This is a genomic window from Halomonas sp. AOP7-B1-5 (assembly GCF_052353045.1).
GTDB lineage: Bacteria > Pseudomonadota > Gammaproteobacteria > Pseudomonadales > Halomonadaceae > Vreelandella > Vreelandella colorata.
Genome location: NZ_JBQTDC010000059.1, coordinates 1 through 15,580, shown reverse-complemented (window position 1 = coordinate 15,580; position 15,580 = coordinate 1). Strand labels below are relative to the sequence as shown.

General features: G+C 55.7%; 14 protein-coding genes. 5 read left to right on the top strand and 9 right to left on the bottom strand.

What is annotated here, in order from left to right; genetic code table 11:
- Window positions 1-98: 98 nt before the first annotated feature.
- From ACT3XD_RS18430 to folK, 3 genes are all read right to left on the bottom strand, one after another.
- Window positions 99-1,352, bottom strand: a complete 1,254-nt coding sequence (locus ACT3XD_RS18430) for a 2-aminoadipate transaminase (RefSeq protein ID WP_192539680.1) — start codon at window positions 1,350-1,352, stop codon at window positions 99-101.
- Window positions 1,353-1,537: 185 nt separating this feature from the next.
- Window positions 1,538-2,356, bottom strand: coding sequence for a flagellin N-terminal helical domain-containing protein (locus tag ACT3XD_RS18425; protein WP_225736336.1), 819 nt, complete (start codon window positions 2,354-2,356; stop codon window positions 1,538-1,540).
- Between the two features lie 77 nt (window positions 2,357-2,433).
- A complete protein-coding gene (folK, locus tag ACT3XD_RS18420) occupies window positions 2,434-2,877 on the bottom strand; it encodes a 2-amino-4-hydroxy-6-hydroxymethyldihydropteridine diphosphokinase (RefSeq protein WP_192539679.1) in 444 nt (147 codons plus the stop codon).
- Window positions 2,878-3,037: 160 nt separating this feature from the next.
- Here folK and ACT3XD_RS18415 point away from each other — a divergent pair, with 160 nt between their 5' ends.
- A complete protein-coding gene (locus ACT3XD_RS18415) occupies window positions 3,038-3,784 on the top strand; it encodes an SDR family oxidoreductase (protein WP_192539678.1) in 747 nt (248 codons plus the stop codon).
- A gap of 122 nt (window positions 3,785-3,906) precedes the next feature.
- Here ACT3XD_RS18415 and ybiO read toward each other — a convergent pair whose 3' ends face one another.
- The 5 genes from ybiO to trhO form a co-directional block, all read right to left on the bottom strand.
- On the bottom strand, window positions 3,907-6,288 hold the full coding sequence (gene ybiO, locus ACT3XD_RS18410; protein WP_192539677.1) for a mechanosensitive channel protein: 2,382 nt from the start codon (window positions 6,286-6,288) through the stop codon (window positions 3,907-3,909).
- A gap of 177 nt (window positions 6,289-6,465) precedes the next feature.
- Window positions 6,466-6,900 carry a YqaA family protein gene (locus tag ACT3XD_RS18405; protein ID WP_192539676.1) on the bottom strand — a complete coding sequence of 145 codons (435 nt, stop codon included), beginning with the start codon at window positions 6,898-6,900 and terminating at the stop codon, window positions 6,466-6,468.
- 12 nt (window positions 6,901-6,912) lie between these two features.
- Window positions 6,913-7,740 (bottom strand): IclR family transcriptional regulator, encoded by an 828-nt coding sequence (locus tag ACT3XD_RS18400; protein ID WP_192539675.1) that lies wholly within the window; start codon window positions 7,738-7,740, stop codon window positions 6,913-6,915.
- A 132-nt stretch (window positions 7,741-7,872) separates the two neighbouring features.
- Window positions 7,873-8,673, bottom strand: a complete 801-nt coding sequence (locus ACT3XD_RS18395; RefSeq protein ID WP_192539674.1) for an enoyl-CoA hydratase — start codon at window positions 8,671-8,673, stop codon at window positions 7,873-7,875.
- A gap of 118 nt (window positions 8,674-8,791) precedes the next feature.
- The gene (trhO, locus tag ACT3XD_RS18390; protein ID WP_225736335.1) at window positions 8,792-9,817 is read right to left on the bottom strand and encodes an oxygen-dependent tRNA uridine(34) hydroxylase TrhO; all 1,026 of its coding nucleotides are present in this window, start codon (window positions 9,815-9,817) and stop codon (window positions 8,792-8,794) included.
- A gap of 269 nt (window positions 9,818-10,086) precedes the next feature.
- On the opposite strand from trhO, the gene ACT3XD_RS18385 reads away from it, so the two are divergent.
- Complete coding sequence (locus ACT3XD_RS18385; RefSeq protein ID WP_192539673.1) at window positions 10,087-10,776, top strand: pirin family protein; 690 nt, start codon at window positions 10,087-10,089, stop codon at window positions 10,774-10,776.
- A 100-nt stretch (window positions 10,777-10,876) separates the two neighbouring features.
- On the opposite strand, the gene serA is transcribed toward ACT3XD_RS18385, so the two are convergent.
- The gene (serA, locus tag ACT3XD_RS18380; protein WP_192539681.1) at window positions 10,877-12,121 is read right to left on the bottom strand and encodes a phosphoglycerate dehydrogenase; all 1,245 of its coding nucleotides are present in this window, start codon (window positions 12,119-12,121) and stop codon (window positions 10,877-10,879) included.
- A 260-nt stretch (window positions 12,122-12,381) separates the two neighbouring features.
- Here serA and ACT3XD_RS18375 point away from each other — a divergent pair, with 260 nt between their 5' ends.
- From ACT3XD_RS18375 to dxs, 3 genes are read left to right on the top strand one after another with little or no spacing between them, the layout of a single operon-like run.
- Window positions 12,382-12,669 (top strand): exodeoxyribonuclease VII small subunit, encoded by a 288-nt coding sequence (locus tag ACT3XD_RS18375; protein ID WP_192539672.1) that lies wholly within the window; start codon window positions 12,382-12,384, stop codon window positions 12,667-12,669.
- A complete protein-coding gene (gene ispA / locus ACT3XD_RS18370; protein WP_192539671.1) occupies window positions 12,663-13,553 on the top strand; it encodes a (2E,6E)-farnesyl diphosphate synthase in 891 nt (296 codons plus the stop codon). Before ACT3XD_RS18375 ends, ispA begins: the two co-directional genes overlap by 7 nt.
- Window positions 13,554-15,464: a 1-deoxy-D-xylulose-5-phosphate synthase gene (dxs, locus tag ACT3XD_RS18365; protein ID WP_192539670.1), complete on the top strand. Its 1,911-nt coding sequence runs from the start codon at window positions 13,554-13,556 to the stop codon at window positions 15,462-15,464. It begins immediately after the preceding gene.
- Window positions 15,465-15,580: the final 116 nt, after the last annotated feature.

Below are 15,580 nucleotides of genomic sequence, written 5' to 3'. Positions count from 1 at the left end.
GTAATCAGGGGCAATCTCGCCGTCGAAGCCGCGGGTCTTTAGGGCTTCCAGAAAGCGCTTGTATACCGCGCTAACACTTTCACCGGCTTGCATTGCGATCATGCGCTTAGCGTCTCCAGCGCCTGTTCAATAAGGCTTAGACCTTCTTTTAATATTTCTGGCTCAGTGGTGAGCGGCGGCAATAAACGTAGAATATTGCGTTTGCGTCCGCTGGGCATCAGCAGAACGCCAGCGTTACGTCCGGCGGTCAATAGCGCCGTCAGATGCTCAGCGCCTGTGGCATTTTGAGTATCGTTAAAAACAATACCCCGCATCGAACCAACGCCCGTCATGGCTCCCAGCATAGGAAAGCGGCCGCTTGACTGCCACGCCTGGTAAGCTTCAACTATCAGTGCTTCCTGCTGCTCTCCCCAGCAGGCAAGCGCCTCTTCCTGCATGATGTCCATGACGGCCAGTGCGGCTGCGCATGCCACTGCATTGCCTGAGTATGTGCCACCCAGCGCACCTTTGGGTAACGCATCCATTAGCTCTGCCCGCCCCGCTAACGCCGCTAGCGGCAACCCAGAGGCGATGCTTTTGCCCATCAACAGAAGATCTGGCTCAACGCCCAAGTGTGAAAAGCCGAAACGCTTACCACTGCGCCCGAATCCTGATTGAATTTCGTCAAATATCAGTATGATGTTGTGTTGATTACAGATTTCACGCATTGCCGTGGCGAACTGAGGGCACAATAGGCGAAAACCACCTTCTCCCTGGATGGGCTCAACGATCATGCAAGCCACTTCATCGGCGGGTATTTCAACTTCAAATAGCCGCTCCAGCGCGGCAAGCGCCTGCTCATCGGTCACACCGCTATCACGGCTCGGGAAAGGTAGGTGATAGACAGGCCCCGGTAAGGCGCCAAGGCCTGACTTGTACGGTTTAACCTTGCCATTCAAGTTCAAGGCGGCCAGCGTTCGGCCATGAAAAGCATCGTCGAAGGCAATAACTGCTTGTCGACCGGTGACACCTCGAGCAACTTTGAGAGCGTTTTCGGTTGCTTCTGCACCGCTATTGGTGAGCATGCAGGAGAGCGGATAGGAGACCGGTACAAACTGGTTTAATGCGTCTACTACCGATAGATAACCCCGATGTGGCACTGCATTAAATGCAGAATGCATTAACGTTTCTACCTGGCTTTGAACGGCTTCCACTACTGCCGGATGGCTATGACCAAGGTTAAGCACGCCGATGCCGCCGATAAAATCGATATAGCGCTGGCCTGATTCATCCCAAACCTCCGCATTACGCCCGCGGGCTATACAAATAGGGTGTAAAACGCCTAACGCAGCACTTACATGAGGAAGATCCATTGCCATTGCTTTTCTGCCATTCAGGGTGAATGACGCTATCAAAGCAAATTATCAGGCGAGATCACAAACGAAAAAAAACGCCTAATGCATGCCATATTGGAATGGATGAATCACCAAGCGCTTAATGATCAGGCAGTGACGTTACTGATCGGCGAAAAAGGAATGTATATTTTACTGCCTGGAGCTTATAGGCCTTCCAACAAACGCAGGATCATCTGCGGCTGCTGGTTGGCCTGAGCGAGTATCGACATGCCCGCCTGCTGGAGAATTTGCGCACGGATCAGGTTCGATACTTCTTTGGCATAATCGGTATCCTGAATGCGCGACTGGGCCGCCGAAAGGTTGACGATGTTGTTATTAAGCCCATCGATCACGCTTTCAAAACGGTTTTGTACCGCGCCAAAATAGCTGCGCTGACGATCCAGTTGCTTAATGGCCTCATCAAGCTTGTCCATGGGGTTTTCAGTGGCATTGTCTTTAAGCACGCTGAAGCCATTAAGGCCTAATGCATCAAGGCTCATGGCCGCCATACGCACGCTGATGGTATTGCCTGCATTGGCCCCCACCTGAATATTAAGGCTGCGCGCCTCCCCGATCAGGTTAATACCGTTGAAGTTGCTCTGCTCTGCGATGCGGTCGATTTCCTCCATCCGCTGGTCGATTTCATCCTGAATTGAGGACAGGTCGTCAGGCGTATAGGTACCGTTGCCCGCCTGAACACTTAGCTCACGAATCCGCTGCAGATTGTCGTTGATCTGATTAAGCGAGCCTTCAGCCGTTTGTACCAGCGAAATCCCGTCGTTGGTATTGCGGATAGCCTGATGCATGCCGCGGATTTGCGAACCCATTCGATTGGCGATCGCCTGCCCGGCCGGATCGTCCTTGGCGCTATTAATACGCAAGCCTGACGATAGCCGTTGCATGGAGGTCTGTATCGCCTGCTGACTGTTGCGCAAATTATTTTGCACCAGCAGCGAGGTTAGATTGGTATTCAGGCTAAACAATATAAACCCTCACAGGGGAGAAGCTCGGCGCTTGCTGACTAGCGACCATAGAGTTATCGGCCTGAGCGGATAAATCGTTAACCTTTTTTTGTCATTAAAGAACGTCCGCTGACGGTAAGCACCTCATCAACAGGGAGCCGGACGTAGTCGTATTCAAGGTATCCCTGGTCGAGCAGTTCACCATTCCACGCCACAATATCCAGATCCATGGTGCGAGGGCCTGATTTGTTCGGGCCATGCACGCGCCCCAAGCGGTTTTCTACCGTCTTTAAATAGAGGCGAAACGCTTCATAGGTCAGCGCCGTACGAATCAATAGTGCGGCATTGAGAAAATCAGGTTGATCTAAAAAGCCCACCGGCGGCGTGCGAATGGCCTGAGAGTGTGCCACTAGATCGCATTCGGTGCGTAAAAGGCTTAACGCTTGAGTAAAGTTTAATTCGGGCTCGATATTTGAACCGATAGAAATCAAACACTCATGAAGTGCGGTGCCCTGCCCTGCGCGTAACGCCGTTGTTGGCATAGCGATAACCCCATTGGAGGTAGGCGAAATAATCTTAAGATCGGCTAATGACCAACTCTCAGACTAGCGCTACGCTCTTAGTGTGCAAGCCATAAATCGACTAACAATAAACGCACGGTACACGCAGTCATTACATAACGATAAAGTACAGGGACACTCAATGACTTCTAAAGCTGCATTAGTAACCGGGGGCGCGACGCGCTTAGGGCGGCATTTTTCTGAAGCATTAGCGGATGCGGGGTATGACATTGCCTTACACGTTAATAGCTCGCGAGAAGAAGCCGAAGAAGTGGCGGAACGTATTCGTGGAAAGGGCCGTGAATGTGAAATATTGCCGTGCAACTTCCTGCACGAGCCTCTTGATACGCTAGTTGAGTCTGCAAAAGAACGCTTCCCCCATTTAAGCGTGCTGCTTAACAGTGCCTCAACTTATCAGGCAGCGCCTATCGCGGAAACCGATCTAGCCATGCTGGAAACGCAGTTTCGCATTAACCTGTTTACTCCTCTGCTATTAACTCGTCATTTTGCCCAAATAGTTCGCACAGGCTGTGTGATTAATATCATCGATAATAAAATAGCTTATCACCAGTATCCGTATGCGGCGTATTTGCTGTCTAAAAAGGGGTTGTCGGACATGACCCAAATGGCAGCGCTTGAATTTGCTCCGCATATTCGGGTTAACGGCATTGCACCAGGCGTCGTGTTACCTACCACACAGCGTAGCCGCGACTATATCGCATGGCGTTTGGAGGGCATTCCGATTCACCGGCAGGGAACGCCGGAGCACCTAATGCAGGCAATGCATTACCTGCTGGATAACGACTTTGTCACAGGCCAAATACTATGTGTCGATGGAGGCGAGTCGGTCTACCTAGAAGGCAGGCACTCGGAAAACTATCCAACCTAATGTGCCCACGCTATTGCTGAGGACTTCTATCCAGCGCGTATACCAAGGGCCTCTACTGCCCAAACGTAAACGCAGTGGGGCCGCCCAAAGGCGGCCCCACTACTTGCTTAGCTGATTATCGACTAGTTGCTAACATCATCAACGTCGTCGTGATCAGGTTTTTGATGCTCTTGCTCACTGTGGCTCTGATGACGGGTAGTCTCAGAGGTGATGATCGGCGGATGCTCCGCTTTTTTCTCTTGGGCGGTGGATTCCAATACCCGAACATTAGCAGGCGGTGTTTTGCCCGCTTTATTTTCACCAAAGTACAGTGTGGTATGTGGGAAGGGGATCTCGATACCGGCCTCATCGAAGCGCATTTTCACTAAGCGGTTAAAGGCACGACCGACGCCCCACTGATCGCCCGGTGTGGTTTTAATCACGACACGGATGTTGACCGAGCTATCCGCCAACGCTGTTACGCCCGCCACCGTCATATCAGCTAAGAGCTTGAAGCCATGCTCTTCGCTGGCCTTAAGATCTTCGAAGGCCAGTTTAAGCTGCTCAATGGCTTCATCAATACTTTCGTTGTAACCAATGCCGTATTCCCCAACATGGTTACCGTACTCACGCATGTAGTTGGATACCGTATCGACGCTTGAGAACGGCACGATATGGTAGGTGCCGGAAAGATCACGAATCCCTACAGAGCGAATACTCAATCGTTCAGCAGTACCGGTAACGCCGCCTACCGTAACGACATCGCCGGTATTCATGGCGTTTTCAATCTGGATAAATACGCCGGTGATAACATCCTGCACCAGCTTTTGGGCACCAAAACCAATTGCCAAACCCAGCACACCAGCACCGGCAATTAGCGGCCCGATGTTGATGCCAATTTCCGAAAGAACGATCATGCCCGTAATGGTCACCATGGCAATCGCCAGGGCGTTACGAAACAGGCTCAGCAGCGTTTTAGCTCGCGCGGAGGGTTCGCCGGTACCCGTTTCCGGGTTGAGCTTATGCTCAATCAAGCTTGCCAAACCGAGCCAGATACCCAGCGCAACAATGAGAATGATCGCCACGCTGATCAGGTTACCTACCAGATGCGCGCCACGCTCAGAAGCGTACCAACCGGCCAGATTAAACGCGCCCCAGGCATCCAGAACTACCATGATGACGGCGACCAAAATCACCGTTCTTAGCACGCGTAACGCATTGGGTACGTAGCTATTCAGGCGATGTTCGAGCATCGGCAGCTTGCGGCGTAAATCATCGGATAGCTGAATACGCCGACCAATAGTTTGGGTCAGGAACGTCGATGCCAGCAAGCCAATGACTACGGCCGCTAAGGTTTTCAGGGTTGCAAATAGCACAAAGGGTAACGCATCGCCCGGGCGCGTTAAGGTCAGTACAAACACAATCAGGAAATACAGCAGCGCAAACAGGTGCCAGGTACGCGCAAATAGCTGTAACGACACGCGGCTTGCGGTCATGGTGGTATTGGCAGCGATCGTATTCATATTGCCACGCAGGCGTACGCGGTTTTTAAGCACCACGCTAACCGCATAGATAAAGGCGATTATCATGATCAGCGTACCCACCGCTTGCCCCAACGATACGCCCAGATAGAAATTGACCAGCGGCACAGCCACCATCAAGCCATACCCCACCATACCGATCAGACGCGCCAGCCAACGGTTCCAATAGGATGCTTCATGGGCAGAAATAGGCAGCAGGCGTAGCCCCTCGTAATGGGAGGAGAAGAGCATACGCATTACGGCCTTAAACAGCTCAATAATCAAGAAAGCGTTAAGAAACAGCGATGCGCGCGTGGAAAGCTCACCCGTTTCACCCACGGCAAAGGTGGCGATAAGATTGCCCCCGACGTACGCCAGACCTACGAGCAAAAAGTCGACAACCGCCGCGATAGCGACACATAAAATAAGCCGTAGCACCGGCGTTAAACCGGTGCCGTTTAATGACCAGCGGCTTACCTTGGCAAACGCAGGTTTGCCGAGCCTGCGTAACACAAAAAACAGCGCAAACGTGGCACCAATCACGATACCTAGATTAATCGCTGCCTGAATAAACGCCGCCGAGTCGAATGTGCTTGAATCACCGCTACCGGTGAACAGGTCGCCGACCACGGTGGCAGCCTGCTCAATCTGGCCGCCAATATCGGTGACTACTCGACTAGTAAGTTCGGCCAGCTGGCGGGGCAGCGACACATCTTCAGGAGCCACATTGCCACCTGCGGCGGCCGCTTCAGGCGATAACTCCGCTTCCAGACCAGCCGGCAGCGCCGACGCCTGACTGCGCAGCACGTCAATCAGCTCCTGGCGCGACTGTTCATTTTCGAGCAGGTCCGCAAGCGCCTCGTAAGACGCCTGCTCCTCTGCCGGTGGCTGTGCAGGATCGTCGGCAGCCGACGTTGTCGTTTGGGCTAATGCTGGCGTTGCCAACAACGCAAATAGCGTCATCAGCCAGATGCCTAGCCAGGGTAATAAGCGTAATGGCGTCACACCTCAACCTCCCTTAGGGTAAATGCTTACTTAAATCTAACGGTTGGCCCACTTTATGCAAACCATAATGCACACGCACCGCATGTCGATAGCGTATAAAAGCGCACAGGGTAACATGAGAACATGGACAAGGTATGGACGCAGATTGAAACGTTGTTGTGCCGCTGGGCGTGTTAGTCAGGCCTTGCAGAGCGGTAACAGCCACTGATTCGCAAGGCCAAGCACTATCGCATAGCGAGCCCCTTTTGCCACCACAATCCATAGAAAAGCACGCCACCATGGCAGTCGAAATAAGCCCGCAAGCACCGTCAGCGGGTCGCCGATCACCGGCACCCAGGAAAGCAGCAGGCTCGCCTCCCCCAGCTTGTGATACCAGCGCTCGGCCCGCGCCAGACTTTTGGGCGATGCGGGAAACCAGCGCCGATGCTGAAACTGACGCGCGTAGCGGCCCATGGCCACGTTGACTAAACTTCCCAGCGTATTGCCTGCGGTAGCGACAACCCACAGCAGCACGGCAGGCTCGCCCAGACACCAAAGCCGAGCAAGCCACACCTCGGAGCCGCCCGGCAAGAGCGTCGCGCTTGCCAGGGCCACCAGGAAAAGACTCAGCATATTAACAGGCGCTTACAATGAACGCGGCACCTGGCCGCCTAGCTGATTGGTGATCTCGTCAGCCACCTGGCGCACCAGTGCGCCTAGCGCCAGCAGGCGCGATTCGGGAATGCGCGCCACAGGGCCCGAAACGGAAATGGCCGCCAGCGGCGTGGCATGCTCGTCGTAGACGCAGGCCGCCACACAGTGCAGGCCAATGGCATGCTCTTCACGGTCGCAGGCGAAACCTTGCTGGCCAATCTGCTGCATCTCCGCCAGCAGAGCATCGGGGCTACATAGCGTGTTTTCAGTAACACGGGCAAGCTCGCGGCTATCCAGAAAACGGGCACGCTCATCGGCGGGCATCCACGCTAGAAGCGCTTTACCCACGCCGGAAGCATGCAAAGGCGCGCGCGACCCTAAACGGGTAATCATGCGCATCATCTGAGGAGATTCGTGCTGGGCAAGAAACACCGCCGTGTCACCGTCACGAATACCCAGGTTGGCGGTTTCACCAGTCTCGGCAGTTAAACGGCGCAGGAAAGGTCGGCTGGATGCCACCACATCGCGGGCTTCTAGAAAGCTGTTACCGATGCGAAAGGTTTTGACGTCAATGCGCCACAGCCCCTGCTCGTTCTCCTGGGTCACAAAGCCCTGACTCTGTAAGGCCTGGAGCAGGCGGTGGGTGGTAGAAGGAGCTAAATCGGCTTTTTCGGCCACGTCCGACAGCGCAAGCCCAAGGGGGCTTGCCGCTAAATACTCCAATAACGTTAAGCCTCGTACCAGAGACTGGCTATGCCCGCCGCTCGTTTTGGCGGCGCTTGCCGGACGCCCAACCGTCCTACGCTTGGCTTCACTCACCCTGCTCTCTCCTGAAGGCGCAAAGAACAACAGGATAACGCGCTGTCATAGCCGCTGTCGCGTTTACGGAAACGCATTCCACTAATAGCGGAGATGCCCTAGCGATGAGTAGAGGCTAGCAATGGGCAGACGCTAGCGGTGCTGCCAGCGTGGCGGGCGCTTGTCGATAAACGCATCAATGCCTTCTATGGCGTCAAGCGTTTGCATATTGCAGGCCATGGTTTCTCCGGCAAAGGCGTAAGCTTCATCCAGCGGCATGGCCAGCTGGCGCGCAAACATGGCCTTTCCCGTTCTCACCGCCACGGCACTTTTAGCGCAAATACTCTCGGTCAGCGCCTGAACAGCGTCGTCGAGTGCCGCATCCTCGGCAACCCGGTTGATCAAGCCCCATTCAGCCGCCTGGGTAGCACTGATAAATTCGCCGGTCAGGAGCATTTCCATCGCCCGCTTGCGGGGCACGTTACGCGACAGCGCCACGGCTGGAGTCGAACAGAAAAGACCGACATTAATTCCTGACACCGCAAACCGGGCACTCTGCGCGGCAACGGCTAAATCACAGCTGGCAACGAGCTGACAGCCAGCGGCGGTGGCAACGCCCTGCACCTTGGCAATCACCGGAACCGGGCAATGGACGATAGCTTGCATCACCTGGCTACAGCGGGCAAAAAGCGCCTGGTGGTAGGCTTTATCAGGATTGGTGCGCATCTGCTTTAAATCGTGCCCGGCGCAGAAGGCCTTGCCGTTGGCTGCCAGCACCACGCAGCGCACCTGCTCATCGTGGGCAATATCTGCAAGCGCCGCCTCTAGCGCCTCAAGCATCTGCTCGGAAAGCGCGTTGAATCGCTTAGGAGTGTTGAGCGTGAGCGTGGTCACACCCTGCTGGTCATCGCGAAGCAGTCGCTCGGTCACCGAAGTATCACAAGAAACAGGCATGGGAGGCCCCTAGATAAGCTGAATAAGCTTCAGTCTAGTGCCTCACACGCCAAAAACGGGATGTTTACGACCAAAGGCGACCACGGGCGTGGCCGCCGGCTTAACATTAAGCCTTAGATTAGGCGTTAAGCTTTTCGCGATGGTTGTAGCCTAACGGGTGGGGCTGGCCGCGCTCCTTGGCAAGCTCGATCTGACGCTGGCGTTCGCGGGCGGCGGCGCGGGTTTTCTCAGGCAGCGAGTCGATGCAGTGCGGGCAACTGATGCCCGGCTCATAAGCGGAAGACTGCATGTCGTCGGCGGAAATCGGCATGCGGCAGGCGTGGCACTGTTCAAAGGAGCCTTCGCTCAGGTCATGGCGGACTGCCACCCGGTTATCAAACACAAAGCACTCGCCGCGCCACAGCGACTTCTCTTCAGGGACTTTTTCCAGGTAGTTCAGCACGCCGCCCTTGAGGTGGTAAACCTCGTCAAAGCCCTCTTTGAGCATAAAGCTGGAGGCCTTTTCACAGCGTATGCCACCAGTGCAAAACATGGCGACTTTCTTGTGCTTCTCCGGGTTGTAGTGCTCGCGCACGTACTCGGGAAACTCACGGAACGTGGTGGTCTTGGGGTCCACCGCGCCCTCAAAGCTGCCAATCGCCACTTCGTAATCGTTGCGGGTATCAATCACCAGCACTTCCGGGTCGGAAATGATGTCGTTCCAGTTTTCAGGCTCAACGTAGGTGCCTACGGTATCGTTAGGGTCGATGCCCGGCACGCCAAGCGTCACGATCTCTCGCTTGAGCTTGACCTTGGTGCGGTAGAACGGGTGCTCGTCGCAGTAAGACTCTTTATGGTCAATATCGGTCAGGCGCGGGTCGGCAGTCAGCCAGGCAAGCAGGGCATCAATGCCTTCGCGGGTGCCTGCTACGGTGCCGTTAATACCTTCTTTGGCGAGCAGCAGCGTGCCTTTGACATCGTTATCGACCATGGTCTGGCGCAGCGGCTCACGCAACGCCTCAAAGTCATTCAGGGTGACGAACTTATACAGCGCCGCCACGACAATACGCGGCGTATCGCCAGATTCAGAGATCGTTTGAGAGATCGTTTGAGAGATCGTTTTTGAGATCGTTTTTGAGACAGCTTCAGAAACAGGGGTAGACATAACAAGCTCCAGGTAGTCGCCCTCGCAAAGGGCGGACCGGGTTAATAAACGCGCATAGTCTAACGCAAACGGTGTAATGCTTGAATCCTGCCAGATTGACGCAGGTCATCCCCCTATAAAATTCGTCGATTTAATCGACGTTATCATGCAGAAACCTTCGCCCGACGCGGCGCGATTACAGGCGTATATTGAGTTCATTCCTCAACAGCTATTCCTTCAGCAGCTTTTTATTAAACAGCTATTCATTAAACATGGCTGGGAGCACAACAATGAAAATTCGTCGCGCGGATGAAAGAGGTTATGCAGACCACGGCTGGCTGCGCTCTTATCACACGTTCTCGTTTGCCAACTATCATGATCCCAAGCATATGGGCTTTCGCGCCCTGCGGGTGATTAATGAAGACCGCGTGGCTGGCGGTCATGGCTTTGGCGCCCATCCGCATCGGGATATGGAGATTATCTCCTATGTGCTGGAAGGCGAAATGGAGCACAAAGACAATATGGGCAACGGAGAGGTAATGCGCCCAGGTGACGTACAGCGCATGTCCACGGGTACCGGCGTGCTGCACAGTGAGTTCAATCACTCCAAAGAGAACGGGCTGCACTTTCTGCAGATCTGGATTGAGCCCAAAGAACTGGGTATTACGCCAAGCTACGAGCAGAAGCCCTTCCCGGCGGCGGAAAGGCAGGGCCAGTGGCGCCTGGTGGCCTCGGAAGAGGGTCGTGAAGGCTCGGTCAGCCTCAACCAGGACATTAACCTTTACGCTGGCTCCTTTGACGCAGACCAAAGCGTGGAGACGCCTGCCACACGCTACGCCTGGCTGCACGTGGTCAAAGGCGCGGTAATGATCAATGGCGAACAGCTCAGTACCGGCGATGCTGCCGCGTTCCAGCCTGGCGACGCCATCAGCGTGACCGGCAAGAATAAAAGTGAAGTACTGCTGTTTGATCTTGCCTGACCGTCAGCCCGACCAACCAAAACGGCCCCATTCAGGAGCCGTTTTTTTATGCCATCAACCAAGTATTTTACGTTGTTGGCAAGTTTCGTTGCTGCCGAGCCTAGCTGTTATGCGCTGAGAAAAGCGTGCGGATTTTTAGCGTATGCTCTACCTGCTTTAACGCTTCCAACGCCTGTGGGCCATAAGCTTTGTCGACATCAATGACCACATAGCCGACCTTATCGTTAGTCTGCAGATACTGGCCGGAAATATTGATGTCGTTTTCCGAAAGCACGCGGTTAATCTGCGACAGCACGCCAGGCACGTTGTCATGAATATGCAGCAAACGGTGCTTATCGGGGTGCGCAGGCAGCGCTACTTCGGGGAAGTTGACCGAGGTAATCGTGGTGCCGTTATCCGAGTAAGTCGTAAGCTTGTCCGCCACTTCGATGCCGATATTTTCCTGGGCTTCGAGTGTAGAACCACCGATATGCGGCGTCAGAATCACGTTCTCAAGACCGCGCAGCGGGCTTTCAAACTCTTCGTTGTTGCCCTTGGGCTCAACCGGGAATACATCCACGGCGGCACCGTTCAGATGGCCTGACTTGATGGCATCGGCCAGCGGCTCGATTTCGACTACGCTACCGCGCGAGGCATTGATGAAGATAGCGCCCGGCTTCATGGCGGCGATCTCTTTGGCGCCAATCATCCAGCGGGTAGAGGGCAAATCCGGCACGTGCAGGCTAACCACATCCGAGCGGCTTAATAGCTCATCAAGGTTGGCGACCTGGCTTGCGTTACCCATACCCAGCTTGGTGATGATGTCGTAATAGATAACGTTAAAGCCCAGCGCTTCGGCGAGCACGGAAAGCTGCGCGCCGATGCTGCCGTAACCCACAATACCCAGGGTTTTGCCGCGAGCTTCGTGCGAATTTTTAGCCGACTTCAGCCAGCCGCCCTGATGGGCACGAGCATTTTTCTCAGGAATACCACGCAGCAGCATAATCGCTTCTGCCAGCACCAGCTCCGCCACGGAACGAGTGTTAGAGTACGGTGCATTAAATACGGCAATACCGCGTTTTAGCGCCGCATCAAGATCTACCTGATTGGTACCGATACAGAAACAGCCAACGCCGACCAGTTTCTCTGCCGCTGCAAATACCCGCTCATTAAGTTGGGTACGCGAGCGAATGCCGATAAAGTGTACATCATGAATTTTCTCGATCAGCGACGCTTCATCTAGCGATGTCGGTAGATGCTCGATATTTTCATATCCGGCGTTGTGAAAATTGTCCACCGCACTCTGGTGGACGCCCTCGAGTAGCAGGATTTTGATCTTGCTCTTTTCCAGGGACGTTTTGGCCATGGCTGAATCAACCTCTATGGTCGGCGGCGTGCGCCGTGTATCGGTTAACGGAAGGCCGTATAGTATCACACTGCATACCTTTCAGGCCTTTGTGAACTAATGAAATGTGTGCGTTTTCAAGATGAAAACAGTGCAAGTCACACGTAGAAAGCCGGCTGGGGAAGACGCCACCCCCTGGCCTCGGTGTATACTGTGCGTTTACATTGCAGGCCCGCGCGCTGCCTTTTGACGGGGCGCCAGAAAACAGTAGGCATTGACCAATGAGCGATACCACACCCTCGCAGCAGGATTTTGCGGCCACGGTTGAACAGCTGGAAACCATCGTAGAACGCTTGGAATCAGGCGAGCTCTCATTGGAAGATGCGCTGGGCGCCTTCGAGCAGGGCGTGCGGCTAACCCGCGACGCGCAGCAGCGCCTGGATACCGCCGAGCTGAAAGTACGTGCGCTGAGCGAAGACAGCGAAGGCCGCTTGAATGTCACTCCTTTTGCTGGCGCTGAATCTCCCCAGGACGACACTGAAGAGGGTAAGGAGACACCCCCATGGTAGCGACTCACGCCGCCTCACTGACGGACTTGCGCGCGATCAGCAACACGCGGGTTGATGCCACGCTTAACGCCCTGTTTCACGAGCGCGCCGTGGTAACCCGGCTGGATGACGCCATGCGCCACGGGCTTTTGGTGGGCGGCAAGCGCCTGCGCCCGCTACTTGTCTACCTTGCCGGGCAGGCGCTCGGCGCAAGCGATGAAGAGCTTGACGCTCCGGCTGCTGCCATTGAGCTGATTCACGCCTACTCGCTCATTCATGATGATTTACCCGCCATGGATGACGACGACCTGCGCCGCGGCCAGCCCACAGTACATATCGCCTTTGACGAAGCCACCGCGATTCTGGCGGGGGATGCACTGCAAACCCTGGCCTTTGACGTGCTGGCGCGTACCGCCCATCCACGGCTTGGCAGCCTGATCACCACGCTCGCCACGGCGTCTGGCCGTGAGGGCATGGTGGCAGGCCAGGCGCTGGATCTCGCCGCTGTAGGCGGCCACCCCGATGTGGACGCTCTGGCGCATATGCACGCCCATAAAACCGGCGCGCTGATTGTTGCGGCGGTACGCATGGGCGGGCTTATTGCCGTTGATGAAAACGACCCGCGTTTAAACGCCCTGACTCGCTACGCACGCGCCATTGGTCTAGCCTTCCAGATTCATGATGATGTGCTTGATGTGACAGGCGATACCCTTACGCTCGGTAAAACATCCGGCGCCGATGCTGCCCGCGCCAAGCCGACCTACCCCAGCCTACTGGGGCTTGATGGTGCGCAGCAAAAAGCGCGTACCCTGATTGACGAGGCCATTGCCGCCCTCGCCCCGTTAGGCGAGCAAGCCGCGCCTTTGGCCGAATTAGCCCACTATATGATCGAGCGCGACCACTAGATGCCCATGAAGCTGTTCGACGACATTCCCCGCGAGCGCCCGGCAACGCCGCTGCTCGACTCCTTTGATCATCCCGCTGCGCTGCGGGCCATGAATACCCAGCAGCTTGCCCAACTGGCCGATGAGCTGCGTGCCTACCTGCTTTATAGCGTGGGCGTTTCCGGCGGCCACTTTGGCGCAGGGCTGGGTGTGGTAGAGCTAAGCGTGGCCTTGCACCACGCGTTTCATACCCCCAATGATCGTTTGGTATGGGATGTGGGCCATCAGGCTTACCCGCACAAGATTCTCACCGGCCGCCGCGAAGCGATGCTCAGCATTCGCCAGCACGGCGGCCTGGCAGCCTTTCCGCGCCGCGCTGAATCCGAATACGACACCTTTGGTGTGGGCCATTCGAGCACTTCGATTTCGGCGGCACTCGGCATGGCGCTGGCCGCCCAGGCCAAAGGCGAGAAGCGCCGCGTCTGCGCGATTATTGGTGACGGCGCGCTCACGGCGGGCATGGCCTTTGAAGCACTGGCCCACGCAGGCCACGTCAATGCCAATATGCTGGTCGTGCTCAACGACAACGAGATGTCGATCTCGGAAAACGTCGGCGGCTTAGCGACTTACCTCGCCCGAATGATGTCGAGCAAGCCCTATCTGAAAATGCGCGAAGAGGGCAAAAAAGTACTCTCTCACCTGCCCGGCGCGCTAGAAATTGCCAAGCGCACCGAAGAGCATATGAAAGGCATGGTCAGCCCCGCCACGCTATTCGAGGAAATGGGCTTTCACTACATCGGCCCGATTGACGGTCACGACCTTGAGGCGCTGACCGAAACGCTGCGCAACTTGCGCGAGCTGGATGGCCCGCAGTTTCTGCATATAAAAACCTGCAAGGGCAAAGGCTTTCTACCCGCCGAGGCGGATCAGATTGGCTACCACGCCATCACCAAACTTGAAAAAACCAGCGTGGCGCCTACGCCGCCGCCCAAAGCGCCGTCCGCCCCCAAGAAAAAGTACTGCAACGTGTTCAGCGACTGGCTGTGCGATATGGCCGCAAGCGATTCACGCCTGATGGGGATTACCCCGGCCATGCGCGAAGGCTCCGATCTAATTCGTTTCTCGAAAGAGTACCCGGCACGCTACTTTGACGTGGCAATTGCCGAACAGCACGCTGTAACGCTGGCGGCGGGCATGGCGTGTGAAGGCATGAAGCCGGTGGTGGCCATCTACTCGACATTCTTGCAGCGCGGCTATGATCAGCTGATTCATGACGTAGCGGTGCAGAACCTGGACGTCACTTTTGCCATCGACCGGGCGGGCCTTGTCGGCGAAGACGGCCCCACTCACCACGGCAGCATGGATCTGTCCTTTTTACGCTGCGTGCCCGGTATGGTCATTTTAGCCCCTGCCGATGAAGCTGAGTGTCGCGCCATGCTGAGCGCGGCCTACCACCATCCTGGCCCTGCGGCAGTTCGCTACCCACGCGGCACCGGCCCAGGCGTGGAAATTCCTGAACACCTTGAGTCGCTCCCGATTGGTCAGGCAGACGTACGCCGCCAGTCACAAGGCGACGGCGTGCGCATTGCGCTACTCGCGTTTGGAAGCCTAAACACCGCAGCCGCTGAAGTGGCCGAAAAGCTCAACGCCACGCATATCAATATGCGCTCCATCAAGCCGCTGGACCGCGACGCGGTACTCCACGCCGCCGACGAGCATGAGCTTCTGATAACGCTTGAAGAGAATGTCCTTGCCGGTGGCGCGGGAAGCGCTGTTAACGAGTTGCTCAATGCCGAAGGTGTACAGGTAGAAGTACTCAATCTCGGCTTGCCCGACACCTTTGTAGAGCACGGCACGCCCGATGAACTGCTGCGTGACTGCGGCCTGGATGCCGCGGGCATTGAGGCTGCCATTCGTCAGCGGTTGCCTTAGGTATGTCTTGTGCTTGTGGGCGGCTTTTTGCCTGTAAGCGCAGGCTTAATAGTTCTTTTCTATATCACTGATATTTTACAAAGACGCCTTGCCGATGGTTTTGCGGCGATTCTTAG

Coding starts and splice junctions, on each gene's coding strand:
- ACT3XD_RS18430 (WP_192539680.1), bottom strand. CDS start 1,352: ATGGATCTTCCTCATGTAAGTGCTGCGTTAGGCGTTTTACACCCTATT.
- folK (WP_192539679.1), bottom strand. CDS start 2,877: ATGCCAACAACGGCGTTACGCGCAGGGCAGGGCACCGCACTTCATGAG.
- ACT3XD_RS18415 (WP_192539678.1), top strand. CDS start 3,038: ATGACTTCTAAAGCTGCATTAGTAACCGGGGGCGCGACGCGCTTAGGG.
- ACT3XD_RS18405 (WP_192539676.1), bottom strand. CDS start 6,900: ATGCTGAGTCTTTTCCTGGTGGCCCTGGCAAGCGCGACGCTCTTGCCG.
- ACT3XD_RS18395 (WP_192539674.1), bottom strand. CDS start 8,673: ATGCCTGTTTCTTGTGATACTTCGGTGACCGAGCGACTGCTTCGCGAT.
- trhO (WP_225736335.1), bottom strand. CDS start 9,817: ATGTCTACCCCTGTTTCTGAAGCTGTCTCAAAAACGATCTCAAAAACG.
- ACT3XD_RS18385 (WP_192539673.1), top strand. CDS start 10,087: ATGAAAATTCGTCGCGCGGATGAAAGAGGTTATGCAGACCACGGCTGG.
- serA (WP_192539681.1), bottom strand. CDS start 12,121: ATGGCCAAAACGTCCCTGGAAAAGAGCAAGATCAAAATCCTGCTACTC.
- ACT3XD_RS18375 (WP_192539672.1), top strand. CDS start 12,382: ATGAGCGATACCACACCCTCGCAGCAGGATTTTGCGGCCACGGTTGAA.
- ispA (WP_192539671.1), top strand. CDS start 12,663: ATGGTAGCGACTCACGCCGCCTCACTGACGGACTTGCGCGCGATCAGC.
- dxs (WP_192539670.1), top strand. CDS start 13,554: ATGCCCATGAAGCTGTTCGACGACATTCCCCGCGAGCGCCCGGCAACG.